Source organism: Anaeromyxobacter paludicola, from assembly GCF_023169965.1.
GTDB lineage: Bacteria > Myxococcota > Myxococcia > Myxococcales > Anaeromyxobacteraceae > Anaeromyxobacter_B > Anaeromyxobacter_B paludicola.
Genome location: NZ_AP025592.1, coordinates 1525279 through 1548542, shown reverse-complemented (window position 1 = coordinate 1548542; position 23264 = coordinate 1525279). Strand labels below are relative to the sequence as shown.

The following is a 23264-nucleotide window of genomic DNA, read 5'->3' as shown; positions in this document are numbered from 1 at the left end:
GGAGGTCCTCCGGGCCCTCAGGAGCCCGCGAGCACCTGGGCCCGGCCGCGGGTGCCGCGCGTCTGGTGGTGGGCCAGCACCTTCGCGAGGTAGTGGCCGGTGTGGCTGGCCTTCACGCGCGCCACCTCCTCCGGCGTCCCCTCGGCGATGACCTGGCCGCCGCCGTGGCCGCCCTCGGGACCGAGGTCCACGAGCCAGTCGGCGTACTTGATGACGTCGAGGTTGTGCTCGATGACCACCACGGTGTTGCCGGCGTCCACCAGCCGGTCGAGCACGGCGAGGAGCTTCTTCACGTCCTCGAAGTGCAGCCCGGTGGTCGGCTCGTCGAGGATGTAGAGGGTCTTGCCGGTCCCGACGCGGGCGAGCTCGCGCGAGAGCTTGATGCGCTGCGCCTCGCCGCCGGAGAGGGTGGGGGAGGGCTGGCCGAGCTTGATGTAGCCGAGCCCCACGTCGTCGAGGGTCTGGAGGATGCGGACGATCTCGCGGTGGTGGGCGAAGTGCTCGATGGCCTCCTTCACCGAGAGGTCGAGCACCTCGGCGACGTTCTTGCCCTTGAACTGCACGCGCAGGGTGGCGTCGTTGAAGCGCTTGCCGCCGCACACCTCGCAGGGCACGAGCACGTCGGCGAGGAAGTGCATCTCCACGAGCTTCATGCCGTCGCCCTGGCAGGCCTCGCAGCGCCCGCCCTTCACGTTGAAGCTGAAGCGGCCGGGCTGGTACCCGAAGGCGCGCGCCTCCGGGGTCTGGGCGAAGACCTCGCGCACGAAGTCGAACACCTTGGTGTAGGTGGCCGGGTTCGAGCGCGGGGTGCGGCCGATGGGCTGCTGGTTGATGTCGATGACCTTGTCGATGGCCTCGTAGCCGCGCAGCGCCCGGTGCTTCCCGGGCACCTCGCGCGTGCCGTAGAGGTGGCGCATCAGGGCCGGCCGGAGCACCGCGTTCACGAGCGTGGACTTGCCCGCGCCGGAGACCCCGGTGACCGCGGTGAAGGTGCCGAGCGGGAACTCGACCGTGACGTCCTGCAGGTTGTTCTCGGTGGCGCCGGCGATCGTGATGGCGCCGTGCTTGCGCGGGCGGCGCCGCTCCGGGACGGGGATCTCGGCCCGGCCGGACAGGTAGGCGCCGGTGAGCGAGCGCGGGTCGGCCTTCACCGCGGCCGGCGTGCCCTGCGACACCACCTCGCCGCCGTGGGCGCCGGCCCCGGGGCCGAAGTCCACGAGCCAGTCGGCCTCCTCCATGGTCTCCTCGTCGTGCTCGACCACGATCACCGAGTTGCCGATGTCGCGCAGCCGCTTGAGGGTGGCGAGGAGCTTGCCGTTGTCGCGCTGGTGCAGGCCGATGGAAGGCTCGTCGAGGATGTAGATGACCCCGGTGAGCTCCGAGCCCATCTGCGAGGCGAGCCGGATGCGCTGGCTCTCGCCGCCCGAGAGCGAGGGGCCGGGGCGGTCGAGCGTGAGGTACCCGAGCCCCACGTCGAGCAGGAACTTGAGCCGGTTCTTGATCTCCTTGAGGAGCTCGTCGGCGATGCGGGCCTCGTTCCCGGCGAGCGCCAGGTCGGAGAGCCACTGGTGGGCGTCCACGATGGTGAGGCGGGACAGGTCCACGATGCCGCGGCCGCGCACCTTCACCGCGCGGCTCTCCGGCTTGAGCCGCTCCCCCTCGCAGGCGGGGCAGGGCTTGTCGGAGAAGTAGCGCATGTAGTAGCGGCGCATCGCCTCCGAGCCGGTGGACTTGAAGCGCCGGTAGAGCTGGTTCAGCACGCCCTCCCAGACGATCCGGGTGCGCGCCATCCCCTCGTTGCCGTTGAGGACGATGTCACGGTCGCGCTTCGAGAGCTTGCCCCACGGGGTGTCGAGGTCGAGCCCCAGCGAGCGGGAGAGGTGCTCGACGAACTCGAAGGTCCAGCCCTCGCCCCGCTCCATCCCGCTCGCCCAGGGCTCCACCGCGCCCTCGCGGATGGTGAGCGACGGGTCGGGGATGATGAGGTCCGGGTCCATCTCGGCCCGGGTGCCGAGCCCCTGGCACTCCTGGCAGCTGCCGAGCGGGCTGTTGAAGGAGAAGTTCTGCGGGGCGAGCTCGGAGAAGCTGAGCCCGCAGGTGTGGCAGGCGTTGGTCTCGGAGAAGAAGCGATCGTGCCGCTTGTACTCCTCGGGGTCGATGCCCGGCCCGACCTTCTGCTCCTTCTCGGCGTCGGCGACGATGAGCGTGCCCTTGCCCTCGCGCAGCGCCGTCTCGACCGAGTCGGTGAGGCGCCCCTTCACGCCCTCCTTCACCACGATCCGGTCCACCACGAGCTCGATGTCGTGCTTCAGCTTCTTGTCGAGGGCGAGCCGCTCGGTGAGGGCGTGGATCATGCCGTCCACGCGGACCCGGGAGAAGCCGCGCTTGGCGACGTCGCCGAGGAGCTCGCGGTACTCGCCCTTCCGGTTCTGGACGAGGGGGGCCAGCACCAGGATGCGCGAGCCCTCCGGCAGGGCGAGGATCGCCTCCACGATCTGCTGGGCGGTCTGCTTGCCCACCTGCCGCCCGCAGGACGGGCAGTGCTGCACGCCGATGGAGGCGTAGAGCACGCGCAGGTAGTCGTGCACCTCGGTGATGGTCCCGACCGTGGAGCGGGGGTTGTTGGAGGCCGCCTTCTGCTCGATGGAGATGGTGGGCGACAGGCCGCGGATGGTGTCGTACCGGGGCTTCTCCATCTGCCCGAGGAACTGCCGTGCGTACGAGGAGAGGGACTCCACGTAGCGGCGCTGCCCCTCGGCGTAGAGGGTGTCGAAGGCGAGCGAGCTCTTGCCCGAGCCGGACACGCCCGTGAAGACCACCAGCTGCTTCTTGGGGATCTCGAGGGTGACCGACTTGAGGTTGTGCTCGCGTGCGCCCTTCACGATGATGTGGTCGGGTTCGCTCACGGTCCGCCTCTCTTAATGCATGGAGGCCCCGCTGGCCAGCGCGAGCCGGACGCGCTAACACGGGCGCATGGACGCGCGCGCCGGGCGAGGAGGGTCGCGGTCGCTGGCCCGGCTGGCGATGCTGGCCTCCGGCGTCTGCTTCGGCCTGATGGCGGTGCTGGCGCGCCTGCTCTCGCGCGGCCCGGCCCACTTCACCGCCGGCCAGCTCACGGTGGTCCGCTTCGTCTTCGGCGCCGCCGCGAGCCTCGCCTACTTCCGGCTGCGGCCCGGCACCTACCGCCCCGTGAACCGGCGGCTGCTCTTCTCGCGCGGGATCTCGGGCGGCCTGGTGGTGGTGCTCTACTTCAGCGCCCTCGCCCGCATCCCGGCCGGCGAGGCGAGCCTGCTCTACAACCTGTTCCCGGTCATCGCCACCGGGATGAGCTTCTTCGCGTTCGGCGAGCGGCCCACGGCGCACCTCGTCGCGGCGCTCGGGGTGGCGACCGCCGGCGTGGGGCTCGTGCTCTCGGGCGACGCCGGCGCGGCGCGCCTCGGCCTCGGGCTGGGGGAGCTGCTGGCGCTCGGCGCCGCCGTCTTCGCGGCCACCTCGGCGGTGGTCATCCGCGCCATGCGCGCCACCGACAACGCGCCGACCATCTTCTTCTGGTTCTGCCTGGGCGGGATGCCGGTGGCGCTCCCCTTCGCGCTCACCGCCTGGCCCGCCGGGGCCGGCGCCTGGGCCGGGGCCGCCGCGCTCGGCGCGGTGTCGATGGCCGCGCAGGTGCTCATGACCGAGGCCTACGGGGCGCTCAGCGTGGGCGAGGCGGCCGTCTGGCTCCAGCTCACGCCGCTCGCCACCTACCTGCTCGCGGTGCCGCTCCTCGGCGAGCGCCCCACCGCCGCCGGCCTCGCGGGCGTGGTGATCGGGGTGGCGGGCGTGGCCTACGGGTCCGTCCTCGGGCACGCGCCCGCGCGCCGCGGCGGCGCCGAGCCCCAGCCGGGGAGGTGAGCGGGCGCCGTCCCGATCGAACGCCGCCCGGACGGGGGAGCGTGCTGGTGTTCGACTGGCTGTTCGTGCAGCATGGCAGCATGAAGGGCTCGGGGGGCGGGAAGCCCCGCCCTCCCATGAACTCCAACGAGAACCGAGGAGGCACACATGCGGAAGATGATGATCGCGCTGGCGATCCTGGCGATGGCGGGCAACGCTTCGGCGGCGCAGGGCGGCGGCGGCATCAAGGGGAGCGGCACCTACGGCACGGCCGGCTGCGGCCTCGGCTCGATGGCCTTCGGCAACCAGAAGGGCGCGATCCAGATCCTGGCCGCGACCACCAACGGCCTCTTCGGCACCCAGACCTTCGGGATCACCTCCGGCACCTCCAACTGCGGCGAGTCGGCGGTGGGCCTCTCCGGCACGAAGACCTTCATCGAGGCGAACCGCGAGGCGCTCGCGAAGGACATGTCGCGCGGCTCCGGTGAGACCATCTCCGCCCTCACGCACCTCGCCGGCTGCGCCGACGCCCAGGCCGTGGGCGCGAAGCTGCAGCAGAGCTTCCAGGCGGTCTTCCCGGAGCAGTCGATCTCGGACGAGGCGGTCTCCGCCAACGTGATCTCGACGCTCAAGGCCGACAAGGCGCTCTCCTGCTCCGAGCTGGGCTAGCTTCCGGCGCTGGCGCCGTGAGGCCCGGAGAGCCCCGTCCGCGGGGCTCTTCGCGTCTCCGCCCGAGGCGAGCGCCCCTCCTCGCCCTCCTCCTCGCGGCCGCGCTCCCGGCCGTCGCGGCGGCGGCCGGGCCGAGCTACCGCGAGGAGCTCGTGGGCGAGGCGCGCGCGGCGGGGCTGGCGCGCGATCGCCAGTGGCTGCGGCTCGGCCACTGGCGCGAGCGGGCCGCGGGCGGCTTCGAGAGCGAGGCCGACGGGCCGGGCTTCTTCCTCTCGGCCCGGGGGAAGACCGATCCGGAGGCCGAGCTCGCCGCCACCGTGCGCGGGCTCTTCGCCCCGGAGCCGAAGGACCCGGAGCGCCAGCACCCGCAGTGCCAGTTCCCGGCCCGCTTCGCCTTCCTCGTCCGGCGCCTCGGCATCGACGTGTCCCGGCTGCCGCCCCGGCGCTGCGAGAAGCTGGAGCGCTTCTGGGAGCGGACGCAGGCGCGCGGCGTCACCCTGGTCTTCTCGTCCTACTTCCTCGACAACCCCGCCTCGGCCTTCGGGCACACCTTCCTGCGGCTCGACAAGGGCGGGGCGGGGGGGCGCGGAGAGCGCGAGGAGCTGCTCGACCAGGGGGTGAACTACGCCGCGACCGCCGACACCGGCAACGCCGTGCTCTACGCGGTGAAGGGGCTCGTCGGGCTCTTCAAGGGCGAGTTCACGGCGCTGCCCTACTTCTACAAGGTCCGCGAGTACGCCGACTACGAGTCGCGGGACGTGTGGGAGTACGACCTCGCGCTCGAGCCGGACGAGGTCGCCATGCTGGTGGCGCACGTCTGGGAGCTCGGCTCGACCTGGTTCGACTACTACTACCTGTCGGAGAACTGCTCGTACCACATCCTCGGCGCGCTGGAGGCGGCGGCGCCCCGGCTCGACCTGCTCTCGCGGCTCGCCCCGGTGGTGCTCCCGGCCGCGACGGTGCAGGCGCTCTACGACAACCCCGGCCTCGTGCGCGGCGTGCGGTTCCGCCCCTCGATCCGCTCCCAGTTCCGCCAGCGGGCGGCGGCGCTCGACCCGCGCCTCCACGACGCGGTGGAGGCGCTCGCCGAGGACCCGGCGCGCCCCTCGCCGGCGGGGCTCGCGCCCGAGGCGGAGGCGGCGGTCCTCGACGCGGCGGTGGACCTCTACGACATGCGCCACGCCCGCGCGCTGGTGGAGGGGCGGGCCGGCGTCGCCGAGGCGCGCCAGGCGCTGCTCGCGCGCCGCAGCGGCGTGCCGGTGCAGAGCGCGCCGCTCACGGTGCCGCCGCCGGCGCACGGCGGGCCGGAGGTGGGGCACGGCTCGGCCCGGTTCACGGTGGGCGGCGGCGCGTCGAGCGACGCGGGCCCGTTCCTCTCGCTCGGCTGGCGCGCGGCGCTCCACGATCTCCTCGATCCGCCGGCGGGCTTCTCGCCGGGGAGCCAGCTCGAGTTCCTGGTGACGCGGCTCCGGGTCGAGACCCGGTCGCAGCGGCTCCGGCTCGAGGACTTCTCCTTCGTGGACGTGGTCTCGACCAACCCGCTCGACCGCTTCGACCGGCGCGTCTCCTGGCACATGCGCGCCGGCGCGACCACGCTGCGCGACGGGGGCTGCCGGGGCTGTCTGGCCGGCCTCCTCGAGCTCGGCGGCGGCCCGGCGGTGGTGGGCGGCGGCGGCGCGGTCACCGCCTGGCTCTCGGCCGACAGCGAGCTCGCGGGCACGCCTTCGCTCCGGGGCGCCTTCGGGTCGGGGCTGCGGCTCGGGGTCGGCCCGACGGCCACGCTGCGGCTCGCGGGCGCGCGCGGCGCGCTGCAGGCGAGCGCCGGCTGGCGCTTCCAGCCGTGGGCGGCGCCGGACACGGGGTTCGCCCTCGGGGCGGGGGGGCGGCTCCACCTCGGGCCGGTCTCGCTCGCCCTCGACTGGCGGAAGACGCCGCTCGCCCACGAGGGCGAGCTCTCGCTCCTGCTCTACCGGTGACGGCGCAGCCCTACAAATCCAGCTCGGGCGCGAACCGGTAGGCGTCCTCGCTCCGCTCGGTCACCACCCGCGGCGCGCCGTCGGGGCCGGTCAGCGTCAGGATGACCTGGTCCCGGAGCAGCAGCCGGTGCGGCACGAGCGTGTCGGGCTCGGTGGTGAGCACCTGCTCGGAGCTGGCGGACACCGACTTGAGCGCCGCGCCCTGGGGGCCCGGCAGGGCGGCCGCGACCTGCGCCAGGATCTCCTGCTCGCTCTTCTTCGCCGGCCGGACGGTGCGGGCCAGCTCCACGCAGCGCGCCTCGGCCTGCCCCTCCTCGCAGGGGACGCGCTTGTGGAAGAGGAGCTCCACGTCCATGGTCCCGGTGACCGCCGGGAGGAGGGCGAGGGCGCCCTCCTGCTGCGAGGTGACCGGGCGGCCGGCGGCGAGGGACCGGCCGCGCCAGGCGCCGACGGTCATCTCCCAGTCCTCGCGCACCTGCCGGCCGATGCTGTCGCGGGCGGTCCTGCCGCTGGGCTCGTCCGCGCCGCCGCGCCGCAGGAGCTCCACCGCGCGGTCGATCCCCTCGGCGCGCTTGAAGGCGCCGTCGCGCCCCACCACCTGCACCAGCGCCTCGCCGATGGCGAGGTTGAGCTGCAGCTCCGGCTCGTCGCCCTCGCCCTCGGTCCCCGAGGTGCGGACGAAGATCTCCCCGCCCTTGCGCTCGGTGGTGAGCTCGTGGCGCACCACCGCCCGGGTGGGGGGATCGCCCTCGCGCAGGGTCTGGTGCTCCAGCGCCACGCGGGCGCGGAAGCCGTCGGGCCAGGCGAAGCGGAGCGCGACCTGCTCGGCCCCGGGCGCGGCGCCCCCGTCCGCCTGGCGGGCGGCGTTGGAGGCGCAGGACGCCCCCGAGCAGGCTGCGAGCGAGACGGCGAGCATGGCGAAGGTGGGGCGGGCGGACATGGCGGCCTCCATCCGGTGAGTGAAGCACCACCGGGGCGCCCTGGCGAGGACCGAAGGGGGCGCACGTTCCGATTGGCGGCCGCGCCCGCCCGCCGGTAGAGGAGAGGCGTCCCCGGTGAGGCCTCATGCCCGCCCGTCTCGAGCCCTTCGGCGAGGAGCACCAGGCGTTCCGCCGCACCGTCCGCGCCTTCGTGGAGGCGGAGCTCCGGCCGCACGCGCGCGCCTGGGACGAGGCGGGGATCTTCCCGCGCGCGCTCTTCCGCCGCTTCGGCGAGCTCGGGCTCTTCGGGATCCGGCACCCCACCGCCTGGGGCGGCTCCGGGCTCGACTACTGGTACGTCGTCGCCTACGCCGAGGAGCTCTGCCGCTCCCGCTGCGCCGGGCTCGACATGGCCATGCTGGTGCAGGGGGAGATGGCGACCCCGGTCATCGGCGCGCTCGGCACCGACGAGCAGAAGCGCGAGTTCCTGGCCCCGGCCCTGCGCGGCGAGAAGGTGGCGGCGCTCGCCATCTCGGAGCCCGACGCCGGCTCGGACGTGGCCGCCATCCGGACCACCGCGCGGCGGGACGGCGACGAGCTCGTGGTGAACGGGGCCAAGACCTGGATCACGAACGGCACCCGGGCCGACTTCCTCACGCTGCTCGCGCGCACCGGGGAGCCGGGCGCGGGCGGGCTGTCGCTCCTCACCTTCCCCACCGACGTGAAGGGGTTCCAGGTCTCGCGCCGGCTCGAGAAGATCGGCAACCACGCCTCCGACACGGCGCTCCTCTTCTTCGAGGACTGCCGGGTGCCGGCGCGCTTCCTGCTCGGCGAGCCGGACCGCGGCTTCGGCTACCTCATGGAGAACTTCCAGGGGGAGCGGCTGGTGGCGGCGGTGATCGCGGTGGCGGGGGCGCGGCTGCTCCTCGAGGACGCGCGGCGGTACGGCGAGGAGCGGCGCGCCTTCGGCCGGCCGCTCTCGTCGATGCAGGCCTGGCGCCACCGCCTGGCGCAGCTCTCGACGGAGGTGGAGGCGGCGCGCTGGCTCACCTACCGCGCGTGCGATCTCTTCGATCGCGGCGAGCCGGCGCAGCGCGAGATCTCGATGGCGAAGCTCCTCGCCTGCGAGCTCGCGCAGCGGGTCGCCTACGACTGCATGCAGCTCCACGGCGGCATGGGGTACGTGCTGGAGAGCGACGTCGCGCGGGCCTGGCGCGACCTGCGGCTCCTCACCATCGCCGGCGGGACGAGCGAGATCATGCGCGAGCTCGTCTCGCGCGCCGAGGGGTGGTAGACCGCGCCCGAGGAGGGGTAGAGATGACCGACGCCCTGGCCGTGATCGTCACCGCGCCGACCGCCGACAAGGCGGCCGAGCTGGCGCGTACGCTGGTGGAGGAGCGGCTCGCCGCCTGCGGCAACGTGCTCCCGGGCGTGCGCTCCATCTACCGATGGGAGGGGAAGGTGGCGGACGAGCCCGAGGTGCTGCTGGTCCTCAAGACCAGCCGCGAGCTCTTCCCGCGGCTGCGCGACCGCGTGCTGGCCCTCCACCCGTACCAGGTGCCGGAGGTGATCGCGCTGCGCGTCGAGGGGGGGAGCGCCGCCTACCTGCGCTGGATCGAGGAGAGCCTGGCGCCGACGGCGTGAGGGCCTTGGGCGAGAAGGTTCCCGGCCCGCGGCTTCGCGCCATCCCCGGCGCGCCACCGACGAGGCGCCGGGAGCGGCGCGCGCGAGGCCCCGATGCTGGAAGGTGCCGGCTCGAGATCGCGCTCGAGCCGGACGTGGAAGGGCAGGGCGGCCGCGGGACACGGGCCGCCCCGCGCCGACGGGCTCGCCGCCACACGGTCGCGGAGCGAGCCCTCCGTTTGCCAGGCCATGCGCCGGGGTGAGGTGTGGACGGGCCGCGGGCTTGGGTTCATGGTGGGGGCCATGCCTGCCCGAGCCATCGGCCCCCACCGGCGACGACTCCGCGCCGTAGCCGCTGCGGCTCGCGTCGCGGCGGTCGCGCTCCTCCTGGCGCTCGCCGTTCCGGTCGCCGCAGATGGCTCGTCCGCTCGACCCGCGGCCACCCGGCTGGCGGCGCTCGAGGCGCAGGTGAGAGGGCGCCTCGGGGTCGCGGCGATCGACACGGGCTCCGGCCGCCGCCTCGAGTACCGGAGCGGCGAGCGATTCCCGATGTGCAGCACCTTCAAGGTGCTCCTCGCCGGCGCCGTCCTCCAGCGGGTGGATCGCGGAGAGGAACGGCTCGGGCGGCGCATCGCCTTCACCCCCGAGGACGTGCTGGATCACGCCCCGGTCGTGCGCGCGCACGCCGGAGAGGGCGCGCTCCCGGTGGAGGCGCACTGCGCGGCGAGCATCGAGGTGAGCGACAACTCGGCCGCGAACCTCCTCCTCAACGCGCTCGGCGGGCCTCCCGCGCTCACCGACTTCGCGCGCTCGCTCGATGACCGGGTCACCCGCCTGGACCGGACCGAGCCGGAGCTCAACACGGCGCTCCCCGGCGACCCGCGCGACACCACCAGCCCCGCGGCGATGGTGGACGATCTGCGCCGGCTGCTCCTCGCCGGGCGGCTCTCGCCCGGCTCGGCGCGTCGGCTCGAACGCTGGATGACCGCTTCCGTGACCGGCTCCAAGCGCCTCCGGGCCGGCATGCCCGGGAGCTGGTCGATCGCGGACAAGACCGGGACCGGCGCGCGCGGGACCTCGAACGACGTCGCGCTCCTGCGGCCCCCCGGGCGCGCACCGATCGCCGTCGCCGTCTACCTCACCGGCTCCGACGCACCGGCGGACGACCGTGATGCGGTGATTGCCGAGGTCGGCCGCATCATCGTGGAGGTGTTCACGAGCGAGCAGAGGTGAACGGGGCGCGCGCTCACTTGAAGCGGCCGAACGGGACCATCGCTTGATGGCCGCGGATTCCGGCCCAGCAGGTCGAGCGGCTGCGCTCCCGCGCTGGGGTGTCCTCCGGGCGCTGAGCTCCGCGCCGGCCGGGTTCCGCACGCCCCGCCCGCGCGCTCGGGTCCGCGGGGCGCGATGCGGGACTCGGCCGCCACCCGCGGCGGCGTCCGCGGGCAGTCCTCGCTCACGCTCAGGGCTCGGCAGGGCGATGGCCGGCGCACACGGTGCTACTGGGCTCAGCCGCGGGATCGGGCGCCGGGCAGCAGGTCGCATCGCTTGTCGAAGCGCCAGCGATCCGTAAGAGGGTCGAAGAGAGTGCCTCCGAGGTCCGAGTCCGAGGGCGAGTGGGGCTCGTCCCGACATTCTTGATTCGGCGTATGTTCTGGTGGTGAAGGGCCGACAGGGCATCCGCTGCGCTCCGACGTGCGGGCAACCAGCGTTCGGCGCCGGGACGCTCGCGCACCCAATGGGGCTGAACGCGTGTTCCGTATTCGTGCGATGATGCGGGCCATGTCGAAGCGCACCGGCCCACGTCAGCTCCCGCTCGACCTGCGCACGTGGGGTGGCCGCCGCGATGGGGCCGGGCGAAAGCCGCGCGGCGCGACGGCGGGGGTCGCCCACGTGCCCCGGCCCGAGGTGAGCGGGCGCCACCCCTTCCACCTCACCGTTCGCGCGCTGCCGCACGTCTGGAGCCTGCGCTCGCCACGCCAGCTCGAGCTGGTGCGTCGCGCGCTCCGCGGTTCGATGTCGGCTCGGACCGGCTTCCGGGTGGTCCACTTCTCGGTGCAGACGAACCATCTCCACCTGCTCGTCGAGGCCGACGACGCGGTGGCGCTCCGCGCCGGCGCGCGCTCGCTCGTCATCCGGCTCGCGAAGGGGCTGAACCGGCTCATGCGGGGGCGCGGTCCGGTGTTCTCCGACCGCTACCACCTGCGCCCGCTCACCACGCCGACCGAGACCCGCCGCGCCCTCGCCTACGTGCTCGGGAACTTCGCGTCCCACGCGCGGCGCAGCGGCGAGCCGGTGCCCGCGGGATGGCTCGATCCCTGCTCCTCGGCGGCGGCCTTCGACGGGTGGGCCATCGAACAGCCCGCTACCGCCCGAGCCGCACGGCGCACGCGGCCAGCGGCGCGCCCGAGGCGGTCACGGCGCCGGCGCGGACCTGGCTCTTGCGCGGTGGTTGGAAGAGGGCGGGCGGCCCGATCCCGCTGGAGGGCGCGGAGGGGGGCGCTCCTTCCGTCTGGAAGGTGCGGGAACCGGAGGCGGCGTACGCGATCGCGGCGTGAGCGGAGCGGTGCTCGGTCAGGCCCTTTGCGCGGACTCGGCACGTTGAACCGAGGAGCGCGAAGCGCTGGCCCGGGCGGCCGGGGGGCGCACCACCTTGCCGCAGATCTTCTTCGCGCAGATCTTCTTCGGGGACCGCGCCGTCGGCGGCTACGAGGAGCTGCAGGAGCTCGATCGGCGCGGCGGGCTCCGCACCGCTGCCGCCGCGCCGACCGAGGGGTGACCGGGCCGAGCAGGCCCGCGCGCTGGCTCAGTGCGGCTGCTGCGCCGTCTGGCCCAACCCGGCGCCGCGACCCTGCTGCTGGGCGCCCATCCCCGCCCCCTGCCCGAGCTGCCGCATGAGGCCGAGGGCGTCCCACTGGGACCACTCCTCGGCGACCTTCCCGCCCTTGAAGTGGGAGATGGAGATCCCCTCGACCGTGCAGGACTTGCCGGTCGGGGCGATCCCCATGAGCGGGGCGCGGTGCGTGCCGGTCATGCGCCAGCGGGTGAAGCAGGTGTCGCCGTCGGCGTCCACCCAGGACTGCAGGATGGTCGGCTTGAGATCCGGGAAGGCGGTCCGGTAGCCCCGCACGAGCTCGCGCTCCTGCGCCAGGTCGGCGTCGCCGGTGAGCGGGTCGTGGGCGCGGTACGAGGGATCGCAGAGCTCGTCGTAGACGTCGAAGTTCCCCTTGCCGAAGGCCTCCTCGATCAACCGGCGCTGCGCCTGCTTGATGTCCATCGCCATGGCTTGCCTCCTCCGCCGCCGGGAGTGGCGGCGCGGGAGATCTGCGCAGCGCGGCGGGCCGGGCAAGGGCGCGCGGCCCTCGAAACGAGGCGGCCCCCGGGAGACAGGGCTCGCGGGGGCCAGCGTCCGTTTCGGGAATGGCGGGGGCCGCCCGCGATCAGGGGGTTATTCTCTCCATCATGCGCGCGAACGGGATGGTCTCCCGCACGTGGTGGAGGCCGCAGATCCAGGCGACCATGCGCTCGACCCCCGCCCCGAAGCCGGCGTGCGGCACGGTGCCGTAGCGGCGCAGGTCGAGGTACCACTCGAACGCCTCGCGCGGGAGCTGGTGGTGCGCGATGGCCGCCTCGAGCACGGCGAGGTCGTCCTCGCGCTGGCCGCCGCCGATGATCTCGCCGTAGCCCTCGGGCGCGAGCACGTCGCAGCCGAGCGCGACCTTCGGGTCGTCCGGGTCCTTCTTGAAGTAGAAGGCCTTCATCTCGGCGGGGTAGCGGTGGACCATCACCGGCCGATCGAAGGCCGAGGCGACGATGGTCTCCTCGTCGCCGCCGATGTCGTCGCCCCACTTCATCGGGTGGCCGGCCTTCTGCAGCACCTCCACCGCCTCGGTGTAGGTGATGCGCGGGAAGGGGGCCTTCACGTTCTCGAGCTTGGACACGTCGCGCTCGAGCACGCTCGCGAGCTCGCGGCCGTGCTTCGCGAGGGCGGTCTGGACCACGTAGGAGACGAACTCCTCCATGAGCGTCATGTCGCCGTCGAGGTCCATGTAGGCCACCTCCGGCTCCACCATCCAGAACTCGGTGAGGTGGCGGCGGGTCTTCGACTTCTCGGCGCGGAAGGTGGGGCCGAAGCAGTAGACCTTGCCGAGCGCCGTCGCGCCGGCCTCCATGTAGAGCTGGCCGGACTGGGTGAGGTAGGCCTTGCCGAGGTCGAAGTAGGGCACCTCGAAGAGCGTGCTCGTCCCCTCGCAGGCGCTCGGCGTGAAGATGGGCGCGTCCACCAGCGTGAAGCCGTTCTGGTCGAAGAAGTCGCGGATGGCCTTCACCACCGTGTGGCGGACCCGCAGGATCACCTGCTGCCGCTGCGAGCGGAGCCAGAGGTGCCGCTGCTCCATCAGGAAGGCGACGCCGTGCTCCTTGTGGCCGAGCGGGAACTCGCGGGCCGGCCGGGCCTGGACCGACAGGTCCTTCACGTCGAGCTCGTAGCCGATGGGCGAGCGGGCGTCCTTCTTCACCGTGCCGGTGACGGTGAGGCTCGTCTCCTGCGGCAGGTGGTCGGCCTCGTGGAAGGCCTCGGGGCTGACGTTCCCCTTGAACACCACGCACTGGATGAACCCGGTGCCGTCGCGGAGCTGCAGGAAGTGGAGCTTGCCCGATGAGCGGCGGTTGTGGAGCCAGCCGTGGAGCGTGACCTCCTGGCCTTCGTGCTTCGCGATGTCGGCGACGTAGATGGTCGGTCTCATGTCGGTTCCCTCCGGGGCGGGCGCAATATACCCGAGGTCGCGCGCGGAAGCCCGCGGCGTTCCGTCGTGGAAAAGCCCTGGGCTCGCGGTAATATCCCCGGCCCCGAGAACCGACCATGTCCATGAACGAGCGTTACGAGCCGCAGTCGATCGAGTCCCGCTGGCAGGGGCGCTGGCGCGACGCCGGCGTCTTCCACGCCGGCCGCCGCCCCCAGGCCGAGGAGCGGTACGTCCTCGAGATGTTCCCCTATCCCTCCGGCGCCATGCACATGGGGCACGCCCGCGTCTACACCATCGGCGACGCGCTGGCCCGCCACCTGCGCATGAAGGGCTTCGACGTCCTCCACCCCATCGGCTTCGACGCCCTGGGGCTCCCGGCCGAGAACGCCGCCATCAAGGACGGCAAGCACCCGCGCGCCCGCACCGAGGAGAACATCGTCAGCTTCCGCGCCGAGATGAAGAGCCTCGGCTACTCCTTCGACTGGGACCGGGAGATCGTCACCGCCGATCCCTCCTACTACCGCTGGAACCAGTGGTTCTTCGTGAAGATGCTCGAGAAGGGCATCGTCTACCGGCGCGTCGGCAAGGCCAACTGGTGCACCGGCTGCAACACCGTCATCGCCAACGAGCAGGTGGTGGACGAGACCTGCGAGCGCTGCGGGTCGAAGGTGCTCGAGAAGCAGATCCCGGAGTGGGCCTTCCGCATCACCGCCTACGCCCAGGATCTCCTCGACGGGCTCGACGGGCTCACCGAGTGGCCCGAGCGCGTCACCACCATGCAGCGGAACTGGATCGGCAAGAGCGAGGGCGCCGAGGTGGACTTCGCCGTGGCCGGCTCCGGCCGGACGGTGAAGGTCTTCACCACGCGGGTGGACACCATCCACGGCTGCACCTACGTGGTGCTCGCCCCCGAGCACCCGCTCACCGCCGAGCTCACCACCCCGGCCCAGCGCGAGGCGGTGCAGGCGTTCGTGGAGCGGATGCGCCGGACCGACGCCGCCGAGCGCACCGGCGAGGGCGCGCCGAAGGAGGGCGTCTTCACCGGCGCCCACGCGGTGAACCCGTTCACCGGCGAGGAGGTGCCGATCTGGGTCGCCAACTTCGTGCTCGCCGAGTACGGCACCGGCGCCGTCATGAGCGTGCCGGCCCACGACCAGCGCGACTTCGAGTTCGCGAGGAAGTACGGCCTGCCGATCCGGGTGGTGATCCAGCCGGCCGTGGGCGAGCCGGTGGAGGAGGCCCGCCTCGAGGCGGCCTTCACCGACGACGGGCGGCTCGTGAGCAGCGGGACCGCCACCGGGCTCACCAGCGCCGAGGCGCGCCGGCGGCTCTCGGCGGAGGCGAAGGAGAGGGGCTTCGGCGCCCCGACCGTCCGCTGGCACCTGCGCGACTGGGGCTTCTCGCGCCAGCGCTACTGGGGCACGCCCATCCCCATCGTCTACTGCGAGGACCACGGCGCGGTGCCGGTGCCCGTGGACCAGCTCCCGGTGGTCCTGCCCGACGAGGCGATCATCACCGGCACCGGCGAGCCGCCGCTCGCGAAGGTGCCGTCCTTCGTGAACACCACCTGCCCGACCTGCGGCAAGCCGGCGAAGCGCGAGACGGAGACGATGGACACCTTCGTCGACTCCTCCTGGTACTACGCGCGCTACCTGTCGCCGAAGGACGACCAGCGCCCGTTCGACCCCGAGGCGGCGCGGCGCTGGCTCCCGGTGGACGTGTACGTGGGCGGCCCCGAGCACGCCGTCATGCACCTGCTCTACTTCCGGTTCTGGAACCGGGTGATGCAGGAGCTCGGGCTCGTCCCCTGCGCCGAGCCGGTGAAGCGGCTCGTCACCCAGGGGATCGTGAACGGCCCCGACGGCCGGAAGATGTCGAAGCGCTGGGGCAACGTGGTCGCTCCGGGGCCGATGGTGTCGCGCTTCGGCGCCGACACGGTGCGGCTCTTCATGCTCTTCGCCGCCCCGCCGGAGAAGGACATCGACTGGTCGGACGAGCAGGTGGAGGGGCTCTTCCGGTTCCTCTCGCGCGTCTGGCGCATCTTCGTGGCGCGCGAGGGCTGCTTCGGCGCGTCCGAGGCGGCGCTGGCGGACGCCTCCGGCGAGGCGCTCGAGCTGCGCCGGCGGACGCACCGGACCATCAAGCGGGTCACCGAGGGCTTCGAGGGCGACCTCAAGTTCAACACCGGCATCGCCGCGCTGATGGAGCTCGTGAACGCGCTGTACGCCTTCGAGCCCGGCTCGGAGGCCGACCGGGCGGCGGTGCGCGAGGCCCTGGCGGCCGCGGCGGCGCTGCTCGCGCCCTTCGCGCCGCACGTGGCCGAGGAGCTCTGGCACGCCGTGCTCGGGCCGGTCGCCGAGGGGAAGCTGCTCGCCGAGGCGCCGTGGCCCGGCTTCGACCCCGCGCTCTGCGCCGCCGACGTGGTGACCATCGCGGTCCAGGTGAACGGCAAGCTCCGCGGCGAGGTGCAGGCGCCGGTGGGCGCGGCGGAGGCCGAGGTCCGGGCCCTCGCCGAGGGGCTCGAGAAGGTGCAGGCCCACCTCGCCGGCAAGACCGTCCGCAAGGTGGTCTTCGTGCCCCGCCGGCTCGTGAACTTCGTGGTCGGGTAGGGCCGATGGCCCGCGCCGCGCCAGCCGCCCGCCGCCTCGCGCCGCCCCGGCGGCTCGCGGCGGCGCGCGCCGGGCTCCTCGCCGCGCTGCTCCTCGCCGCGGGCTGCGGCTACGGGTTCACCTCCGGCGCCGGCCGGCTGCCCCCCGGGGCGGAGCGGATCTTCGTGCCGCCCTTCGACAACCGCTCCTCCGACGCCGAGGCGGGCGCCTGGGTGGCGGCGGCCGTCCGCCAGGAGCTGGCGCGCCGCGGCGCGTCGGGCCGGCCGGGGGACCGGGCCCGCATCGAGGGGGAGGTGGAGACGATCCGCTTCCTGCCGGCGGGCACCACCTTCGTGCTCACGCTGGCGGTCCGGGCCCGGCTCGCCGTGGACGGCAAGCCGGTCGCGGAGCTCCCGCTGGCCCGCAACGAGGAGTACGTCGCCGGCCAGGATCCCCTCGAGACCGAGGGCCGGCGGCGGCTCGCCCTGCGAAGGGCGGCCGAGGCGCTGGGGCGGGATCTGGTGGAAAAGCTCGAGCGGCCGTGACCCGAGGGGTCAGGCCGCTCGTGCGGTGAGGCGCGGTCGAACGGCGCCTTACGCCTGGGGCTTCGCGGCCTTGGCCGCGGCCTTGGCGAGGCGCGAGATGCGGCGCGAGACCGCGTTCTTGTGCAGGACGCCCTTCGAGGCGGCCTTCGAGAGCGCGCGAGAGGCCTCGACGACGGCCTGCTTCGTGTCACCGCCCTGGGCGATGGCCTCGCGAGCCTTCTTGACGGCGCCCTTCACGCTCGTACGGACGTGGACGTTGCGGGTGCGGCGCTTCTGCGCCTGACGGTTGCGCTTCTCAGCCGAGCGGGTGTTGGCCAACGGAGTTCTCCGAGAATCAGATAGATAGAGAGCGGCGTTCTCTACCTTCCGGCGCGCGCGACGTCAAGCAGGTACGAGGCCTCTCGGCTGCTTTCCCGGGCCGGCAGACGGCGCGGGTCCGGATCGCGCTCGCGACGCGGGTTGCGCCGCGACGTCGCGCCGGCGGGAGGGAGCGGGGAGGGTGGGGCCGCCGGCGCGGCCCGCTCCGGCCGCGCCGTGCGCCGAGGGTGCGTGGCGAGCGCTTGTGCCACGTGGCCGGCAGCGACGCGTGCTGCGCTCGCCCTACGGCGGAGCGGGGGAGCCGGGCAGGCGCCCGGCTCTGGCTTGAGCGTCAAGGAACTGGCGTGAGGTGGGCCGATTGCCCACATCTCGCGACGGGTCCGGGGCGGCTGCGCTCTGAGTTATCCACCCAGGATGAAAGCGGGGGGGGCGCGGCACCCGGCAGGGATGATGGCCCGGCCAGGCAGGCGAGCGGTATCGGTCCAAGACACCGTTATTCCAGCAGCTTCATGGGTAGGAACCGCGCTTGCAAAGCCGTGACGTGGAGGAAACGACAGGGTGTCGCGCAGGCCACGCCGAGTTTCTCCACCAGTTATCCACAAACTTCGGTCTTGACGGGGGCGGCCGCTTGGCGGGAGTCGGCTAGCTCCCCTTCCCCTCTTGGGAAAACTTCCGCTTGGCCTCCTGCCAGAGCGCCTCCATCTCTTCGAGAGAGGCCCCCGCGTGAGGGATGCCGCGCCGCTCCAGCTCCTCCTCGATGTACTGGAAACGGGCGACGAAGCGGTCCACGGCCCCGCGCAGGGCCTCCTCCGGCGGGATCGAGAGCTTGCGGGCCACGTTGGCGAGCGCGAACAGCACGTCCCCGAGCTCCTCCTCGACGCGGCGCCGGTCGTCGCCCGCGAGGGCCTCGTCGAGCTCGGCGAGCTCCTCGTCCACCTTGGCTCGCGCCCCGGCCACCTCCGGCCAGTCGAAGCCGATGCGGCTCGCCTTCTCGGTGAGCCGCTCGGCGCGCGCGAGCGACGGCAGCTCGCGCGGCACGCCCTCGAGGACGCTCTTCCCGCCGCCCCTGGCCTGCTTCTCCTTCCGCTTCAGCGCCGCCCACTGCTGCAGCACCGCCGCCGAGTCCTTCACCTCGGCCCCGCCGAACACGTGCGGGTGGCGGTAGACGAGCTTCTGCGAGATCGCCTCCGCCACGTCGGCGAAGTCGAACTGCCGCTGCTCGCTCGCCAGCTCGGCCTGGAAGACGATCTGGAGGAGGAGGTCTCCGAGCTCCTCGCAGTGCGCCCGGGGATCGCCCGACTGCATCGCCTCGAGCACCTCGTAGGTCTCCTCGAGCACGTACGGCCGCAGCGAGTCCATCGTCTGCTCGCGGTCCCAGGGGCAGCCGCCCGGGCCGCGCAGGCGCGACATGATCCCGAGCAGCCTCTCCATCGCTTCCGTCGATCGGCTCATGCCGGAGTTTTCTAGCCCAAACGGGCCCGTGCTAGCATCCGAACTCGCTTGAGAGGGTCGCCCAGAACACCCGCCCCGTCGCCCCGGCGAACGACGCGCGTCGCATCGCGCCGTTGCGCCGGCCTCCTCCTGCTCGCCGCCGGCCTGTGGACGGCGCCCGCGCTCGCCCAGGTGGCGGCGCCCTCGCTCGTCACCGACGACCTGCAGCAGGAGGAGGAGCCCCAGCCGCCGTCGCAGGCGGCCGCTCCGGAGGACCGGGCCGCCCCCGAGCGGGCGCGCGAGCGCGCCGCCCCGGCCCTCCCGGCCACGCCCTCCGCGCCTCGCGCCGCGGCGGGCACCTCGGCGCCGGCCGCCGCCGCCCCGCAGGTGGGCGCGCCCGCGGCCTCCCAGACGGCCCCAGCCGCCGCCGCGCCGGCTGCGCCGGCCGCCGCCCCGCCCAGGCCCGACCCGAGCGCGACCCGCGCCATCGAGCCGGTCCGGGCCACCCGCGCCGACCTCGCCGCGCGGTGGCAGGAGCGCCGCCGCGCGCTGCGCGAGCAGGACCTCCCGACGGCGCTCTCGGCCCAGAAGGCGATCCTCTCCGGCATGCGCGAGCTCGGGATCGAGAACCTCGTGCCCGAGGCGGCCGCCGAGGCGCGCGACGCCGAGCGCGCGCTCGACGCCCGCGCCCCCGCCGACGCGGTCTCGCACGCCGAGCTCGCGGTCCAGCTCGCCCCCGACCTGCCCGACGGCTGGCTCGCGCTCGCCCACGCCCGGCTGGCGCGGGAGCCGGGGCGTCCCCTGGCCGCGCTGGACGCGCTCCGCGAGGCCGCGGGGGCGGCGCTGCGCGAGCCGCACGCGCGGCGGGCCCTGCTGGCCGACCTGCTCGGTGCCGCGCTCGCCGGCCTCCTGGCCGCGGCGGCGCTGCTCGTGGTGGTGCTCTTCGCCCGGACGCTGCGGCTGTTCCTGCACGACTTCCACCACCTCCCGGTCGTCCGGGGAGGCACCTCGGTCCAGGCCGGCTTCCTCGCCGTGGTGCTGCTCTCGCTGCCGGTGGTCTTCCGGCTCGGGCCGCTCGCGGTGCTCGCGGCCTTCGCCCTCGCGGCCTTCCTCTACCTCTCGCTCGCCGAGCGGCTCCTCGCGACCGCCGCCCTCGCCGTGGTGATCGCGCTCCCCGGGCTGTCGGCGCTCTCGGCCCGGGCGACGGCGTTCAGCGGGACCCTCGGCGAGCAGGTCTGGGAGCTCGAGCGCGCCGGCGGGGCCGAGGAGACCGCGGCGCGGCTCGCCGCGCGGGCGGAGGCGGAGTCGCTGCCCGCGCCGGCGCTGGCGGCGCTCGGCCGCTGGGAGAAGCGGCGCGGGGCGCTCGACCGGGCCCGCGCCTGGTACGAGAAGGCCGCCGCGGCCGACCCGCGCTCGGGCGCGGTGCTCGTGAACCTCGGCAACGTCTCGTTCCTCGAGGGCGACCTCGACGCCGCCAAGGCGGCCTACCTCTCGGCGGCGGATCGCGCGCCCGCCGAGGTGACCACGCTCGCGGCGGCCCACTACGGCCTCTCCAAGATCTACCTTCGCCAGTCGGCGCTGGAGCAGGCGCAGGAGGCGCGCAAGCGCGCCGTGCTCGAGGATCACGAGCTGCTCGACCGCTACGGCTCGGACGACGACTTCCGGGCCAACCGCTACCTCGTGGACGTGCCCGTGCCCCCGGGCGAGCTCGATGCCCTCGCCGACGCCGGCGCGCAGCCCGCGGTCCGCGAGGCGGTCCGGGCCAGGCTGGCGCGCTGGATCCCGGGCGAGCTCTGGCCCTGGGCGCCGGGGGCGCTGCTCGCGCTGCTCTGGGCGCTCGCGCTCGCGGGGCGCTGGCTCTCGCCGAGCCACACCTGCGAGAAGTGCGGCCGGCCCGCCTGCCGGCGCTGCGACCACCTCCAGGGCGCGCTCTGCGGCCAGTGCGTCAACGTCTTCGTGCAGAAGGGCGTGGTGGAGGTGCGCGACCGGCTCCGCAAGGAGGCGCAGGTGAAGCGCCACGCCCGCGTGAGCGCCTGGACGGCGCGCGCGCTGGCCGTCCTCGGCGGCGGGGCGGGGCACGTCTGGGCCGGGCGCGCCGTGCGCGGGTCGGCCTACCTCGTCCTCTTCGCCGCGCTCGCCTTCGCCGCCTGGAGCTGGCGCGGCGTGCTGCCCGCCCAGGTCCCCTCGGCCTACGCGCCGGGGCTCAAGCTCGCGCTCTCGCTGCCGCTCGCGGCGGCGGTCCACCTCGTCGCCGTGCGCGACGCCTTCCGGAAGGGGAGGCGCTGACCCATGGCGCTCAAGGGCACCCTCAAGGACTTCGGGATCGCCGAGATCCTCCAGCTCATCGGCCAGCAGGCCAAGAGCGGCGTGCTGCACCTCTCCTCGAAGGACGACGAGATCCACATCGTCATGTCCGACGGGAACGTGGTCTCGGCCGAGTACGCCGGGCGCAAGGCCAAGGAGCGGCTCGGCAACCTCCTCGTCCGCGCCGAGATCATCAGCCGCCAGCAGCTGCGGACGGCGCTCGAGCAGCAGAAGCGCAGCCTCCGCCGGCTCGGCGACATCCTGGTGGAGATGGGCGCGGTCCAGAAGGACGAGCTGCGCCAGATGACCTCGCTCCAGACCACGGAGACGGTCTTCAAGCTCTTCCACTGGCGCAGCGGCACCTACGCCTTCGAGCCCGGCGAGGTCGAGTACGACCCCGAGACCATGAGCCCCATCCGCGCCGAGTCGGTGCTGATGGAGGGCTTCCGCCAGGTGGACGAGTGGCCCCTCGTCCGCAAGAAGATCACCTCGACGGCGATGACCTTCGAGCGGCTGCGCGAGCTCGCCCCGGAGCCGCCGCCCCCGGGCCCGGGCGCGCCGGCGCAGCCGGGCGACGACGTGGACGCGGCCTTCGACGCCTTCGACGGCGGCGGCGCGGGCGGCGACGACGCCTCGGGCGAGGACGCGCTCACCCGCAACGACCGGCGCGTCTACGCCCTCGCCACCCCCGGGCGCCCGGTCGAGAAGATCATCGACCTCTCCCGGCTCGGCGAGTTCGAGACCTGCAAGGCGCTCCTCAACCTCGTGAACCAGGGGCTCCTCGGGGCGATCCCCCCGCCGCGCCGCTCGGCCGCGGCCAGCGTGGGCGCCTACACCCGCGACTGGCGCGAGCGGATCAAGGAGGGCGTGGCCCGCGTCCTCGCCACCGGCGCGATCGCGGCGGTGCTCGCCTTCCTGGCGTTCCAGGCGAACGACCGCGGGCTCTCCTTCGCCGATCCCGGCGCCGGGCGCGTCCTGCGCGACAACGGCGCCCACCGCTTCGTGTCGCGGGCGGAGCTGGCGCGGCTGCGCGGCGCCCTCGAGATCTACCGGCTGGAGAAGGGCGAGTACCCGCCGGGGCTCTCGGCGCTGGTCGAGACCGGGCTGGCCACCCCGGCGGACCTGAAGTACCCCTGGTCGGAGGATTACTATTACCGCCGGAAGGGGGAGGGCGGTTACGTCCTCCTCCCGCCCGCCGAGTAGCTGACCGGAGGTCCCACACTTTGAGTTCGAGCGCCGCGCCGTCCCTCGAGACCCGCCGCATCGAGTTTCCAGACAACGACAAGGTGCGCGTGCTGTGCGGCGCGCACAACGAGAACCTCAAGCTCATCGAGAAGCGGCTCGGGGTCCAGGTCGGCTCCCGCGGCGGGCAGCTCGTCGTCGCCGGCCAGGACGTCGAGAAGGTCGCCACCGCGGAGCGGCTCCTCAACGAGCTCTACGAGCTCGCCGCGGGCGGCTACCCGCTCTACCTCGAGGACGTGGACCAGGCGACCAAGCTCGCCGGCCAGAACGTCCCGCTGAAGGAGATCTTCGGCGACACGGTCTACGTGTCGGCGCGCCACCGGATCATCACGCCCAAGGGCGTGGGGCAGAAGCGCTACATCCAGGCCATCCGGGACGACGACATCGTCTTCGGCATCGGCCCGGCCGGCACCGGCAAGACCTACCTCGCCATGGCGATGGCGGTCTCGGCGCTGGTCGAGCGCCGGGTGAAGCGGATCGTGCTCTGCCGGCCGGCGGTGGAGGCGGGCGAGAAGCTCGGGTTCCTGCCGGGCGACATCGCCGAGAAGGTGAACCCCTACCTGCGCCCGCTCTACGACGCCCTCTTCGACATGGTGGACTACGAGAAGGCGTCGGCCTTCATCGAGCGCGGGACGGTCGAGGTGGCGCCGCTCGCCTTCATGCGCGGCCGCACGCTCAACGACTCCTTCATCATCCTCGACGAGGCCCAGAACACCACCAGCGAGCAGATGAAGATGTTCCTGACCCGGCTCGGCTACGGGTCGAAGGCGGTCATCACCGGGGACGTGACCCAGGTGGACCTGCCGACCGGCCGGGCGAGCGGCCTGCTGGAGGTGCAGCGGGTGCTCAAGGGGGTCGAGGGGATCGGCTTCTGCACCTTCACCGAGGTGGACGTGGTCCGCCACCCGCTGGTGCAGGAGGTGGTGAAGGCCTACGACGCGTTCGAGGCGGAGCGGCGCAGGCCGGCCGAGCCGCCCCGCGGGGCCGCCGGGCCGTCCGCGGCGCAGCCCTGAGCGCGGCGCCCCTTCCC

18 protein-coding genes are annotated in these 23264 nt (G+C 73.7%); 12 read left to right on the top strand and 6 right to left on the bottom strand.

What is annotated here, in order from left to right; genetic code table 11:
* Positions 1-17 precede the first annotated feature (17 nt).
* A complete protein-coding gene (gene uvrA / locus AMPC_RS07240) occupies positions 18-2906 on the bottom strand; it encodes an excinuclease ABC subunit UvrA (protein WP_248345478.1) in 2889 nt (962 codons plus the stop codon).
* Positions 2907-2973: 67 nt separating this feature from the next.
* Between uvrA and AMPC_RS07235 the strand changes: the two genes are divergently transcribed.
* The 3 genes from AMPC_RS07235 (at position 2974) to AMPC_RS07225 (ending at position 6518) form a co-directional block, all read left to right on the top strand.
* A complete protein-coding gene (locus tag AMPC_RS07235; RefSeq protein ID WP_248345477.1) occupies positions 2974-3894 on the top strand; it encodes a DMT family transporter in 921 nt (306 codons plus the stop codon).
* Between the two features lie 147 nt (positions 3895-4041).
* Positions 4042-4542, top strand: coding sequence for a DUF3015 family protein (locus AMPC_RS07230; protein WP_248345476.1), 501 nt, complete (start codon positions 4042-4044; stop codon positions 4540-4542).
* Between the two features lie 152 nt (positions 4543-4694).
* Complete coding sequence (locus AMPC_RS07225) at positions 4695-6518, top strand: Lnb N-terminal periplasmic domain-containing protein (RefSeq protein ID WP_248345475.1); 1824 nt, start codon at positions 4695-4697, stop codon at positions 6516-6518.
* A 10-nt stretch (positions 6519-6528) separates the two neighbouring features.
* Here AMPC_RS07225 and AMPC_RS07220 read toward each other — a convergent pair whose 3' ends face one another.
* Positions 6529-7458 carry a hypothetical protein gene (locus AMPC_RS07220; protein WP_248345474.1) on the bottom strand — a complete coding sequence of 310 codons (930 nt, stop codon included), beginning with the start codon at positions 7456-7458 and terminating at the stop codon, positions 6529-6531.
* 125 nt (positions 7459-7583) lie between these two features.
* Here AMPC_RS07220 and AMPC_RS07215 point away from each other — a divergent pair, with 125 nt between their 5' ends.
* From AMPC_RS07215 to AMPC_RS20425, 4 genes are all read left to right on the top strand, one after another.
* Positions 7584-8732, top strand: a complete 1149-nt coding sequence (locus AMPC_RS07215; protein ID WP_248345473.1) for an acyl-CoA dehydrogenase family protein — start codon at positions 7584-7586, stop codon at positions 8730-8732.
* 23 nt (positions 8733-8755) lie between these two features.
* Positions 8756-9082, top strand: coding sequence for a divalent-cation tolerance protein CutA (cutA, locus tag AMPC_RS07210; protein WP_248345472.1), 327 nt, complete (start codon positions 8756-8758; stop codon positions 9080-9082).
* A gap of 447 nt (positions 9083-9529) precedes the next feature.
* Positions 9530-10294 carry a class A beta-lactamase gene (bla, locus tag AMPC_RS07205; protein WP_248345471.1) on the top strand — a complete coding sequence of 255 codons (765 nt, stop codon included), beginning with the start codon at positions 9530-9532 and terminating at the stop codon, positions 10292-10294.
* Between the two features lie 1420 nt (positions 10295-11714).
* A complete protein-coding gene (locus AMPC_RS20425; protein ID WP_256466122.1) occupies positions 11715-11840 on the top strand; it encodes a thioredoxin domain-containing protein in 126 nt (41 codons plus the stop codon).
* Between the two features lie 27 nt (positions 11841-11867).
* Here the strand turns inward: AMPC_RS20425 and AMPC_RS07200 are convergent, their stop codons facing one another.
* Together AMPC_RS07200 and asnS are read right to left on the bottom strand one after the other, a co-directional pair.
* Positions 11868-12344, bottom strand: a complete 477-nt coding sequence (locus AMPC_RS07200) for an ester cyclase (protein WP_248345470.1) — start codon at positions 12342-12344, stop codon at positions 11868-11870.
* A gap of 157 nt (positions 12345-12501) precedes the next feature.
* A complete protein-coding gene (gene asnS / locus AMPC_RS07195; protein WP_248345469.1) occupies positions 12502-13806 on the bottom strand; it encodes an asparagine--tRNA ligase in 1305 nt (434 codons plus the stop codon).
* A 116-nt stretch (positions 13807-13922) separates the two neighbouring features.
* On the opposite strand from asnS, the gene leuS reads away from it, so the two are divergent.
* On the top strand, positions 13923-16415 hold the full coding sequence (gene leuS / locus AMPC_RS07190) for a leucine--tRNA ligase (protein WP_248345468.1): 2493 nt from the start codon (positions 13923-13925) through the stop codon (positions 16413-16415).
* Positions 16416-16420: 5 nt separating this feature from the next.
* Positions 16421-16939 (top strand): LPS assembly lipoprotein LptE, encoded by a 519-nt coding sequence (lptE, locus tag AMPC_RS07185; protein ID WP_248345467.1) that lies wholly within the window; start codon positions 16421-16423, stop codon positions 16937-16939.
* 48 nt (positions 16940-16987) lie between these two features.
* On the opposite strand, the gene rpsT is transcribed toward lptE, so the two are convergent.
* The gene (gene rpsT, locus AMPC_RS07180) at positions 16988-17257 is read right to left on the bottom strand and encodes a 30S ribosomal protein S20 (protein WP_248345466.1); all 270 of its coding nucleotides are present in this window, start codon (positions 17255-17257) and stop codon (positions 16988-16990) included.
* A gap of 642 nt (positions 17258-17899) precedes the next feature.
* Complete coding sequence (mazG, locus tag AMPC_RS07175; protein ID WP_248345465.1) at positions 17900-18709, bottom strand: nucleoside triphosphate pyrophosphohydrolase; 810 nt, start codon at positions 18707-18709, stop codon at positions 17900-17902.
* Between the two features lie 171 nt (positions 18710-18880).
* On the opposite strand from mazG, the gene AMPC_RS07170 reads away from it, so the two are divergent.
* Genes AMPC_RS07170 through AMPC_RS07160 form a run of 3 tightly spaced genes read left to right on the top strand, consistent with a single transcriptional unit; the run spans position 18881 to position 23247 of the window.
* On the top strand, positions 18881-20974 hold the full coding sequence (locus AMPC_RS07170) for a tetratricopeptide repeat protein (RefSeq protein WP_248345464.1): 2094 nt from the start codon (positions 18881-18883) through the stop codon (positions 20972-20974).
* A 3-nt stretch (positions 20975-20977) separates the two neighbouring features.
* On the top strand, positions 20978-22195 hold the full coding sequence (locus tag AMPC_RS07165; RefSeq protein ID WP_248345463.1) for a DUF4388 domain-containing protein: 1218 nt from the start codon (positions 20978-20980) through the stop codon (positions 22193-22195).
* A gap of 20 nt (positions 22196-22215) precedes the next feature.
* Positions 22216-23247: a PhoH family protein gene (locus tag AMPC_RS07160; protein ID WP_248345462.1), complete on the top strand. Its 1032-nt coding sequence runs from the start codon at positions 22216-22218 to the stop codon at positions 23245-23247.
* Positions 23248-23264 lie beyond the last annotated feature (17 nt).

What these genes read in the sequence shown, in the direction of transcription:
- lptE (WP_248345467.1), top strand. Translation starts at nt 16,421, where the DNA reads ATGGCCCGCGCCGCGCCAGCCGCCCGCCGCCTCGCGCCGCCCCGGCGG.
- AMPC_RS07215 (WP_248345473.1), top strand. Translation starts at nt 7,584, where the DNA reads ATGCCCGCCCGTCTCGAGCCCTTCGGCGAGGAGCACCAGGCGTTCCGC.
- AMPC_RS07200 (WP_248345470.1), bottom strand. Translation starts at nt 12,344, where the DNA reads ATGGCGATGGACATCAAGCAGGCGCAGCGCCGGTTGATCGAGGAGGCC.
- leuS (WP_248345468.1), top strand. Translation starts at nt 13,923, where the DNA reads ATGTCCATGAACGAGCGTTACGAGCCGCAGTCGATCGAGTCCCGCTGG.
- cutA (WP_248345472.1), top strand. Translation starts at nt 8,756, where the DNA reads ATGACCGACGCCCTGGCCGTGATCGTCACCGCGCCGACCGCCGACAAG.
- AMPC_RS07230 (WP_248345476.1), top strand. Translation starts at nt 4,042, where the DNA reads ATGCGGAAGATGATGATCGCGCTGGCGATCCTGGCGATGGCGGGCAAC.
- mazG (WP_248345465.1), bottom strand. Translation starts at nt 18,709, where the DNA reads ATGAGCCGATCGACGGAAGCGATGGAGAGGCTGCTCGGGATCATGTCG.
- AMPC_RS07235 (WP_248345477.1), top strand. Translation starts at nt 2,974, where the DNA reads ATGGACGCGCGCGCCGGGCGAGGAGGGTCGCGGTCGCTGGCCCGGCTG.
- asnS (WP_248345469.1), bottom strand. Translation starts at nt 13,806, where the DNA reads ATGAGACCGACCATCTACGTCGCCGACATCGCGAAGCACGAAGGCCAG.
- AMPC_RS07220 (WP_248345474.1), bottom strand. Translation starts at nt 7,458, where the DNA reads ATGTCCGCCCGCCCCACCTTCGCCATGCTCGCCGTCTCGCTCGCAGCC.
- AMPC_RS07165 (WP_248345463.1), top strand. Translation starts at nt 20,978, where the DNA reads ATGGCGCTCAAGGGCACCCTCAAGGACTTCGGGATCGCCGAGATCCTC.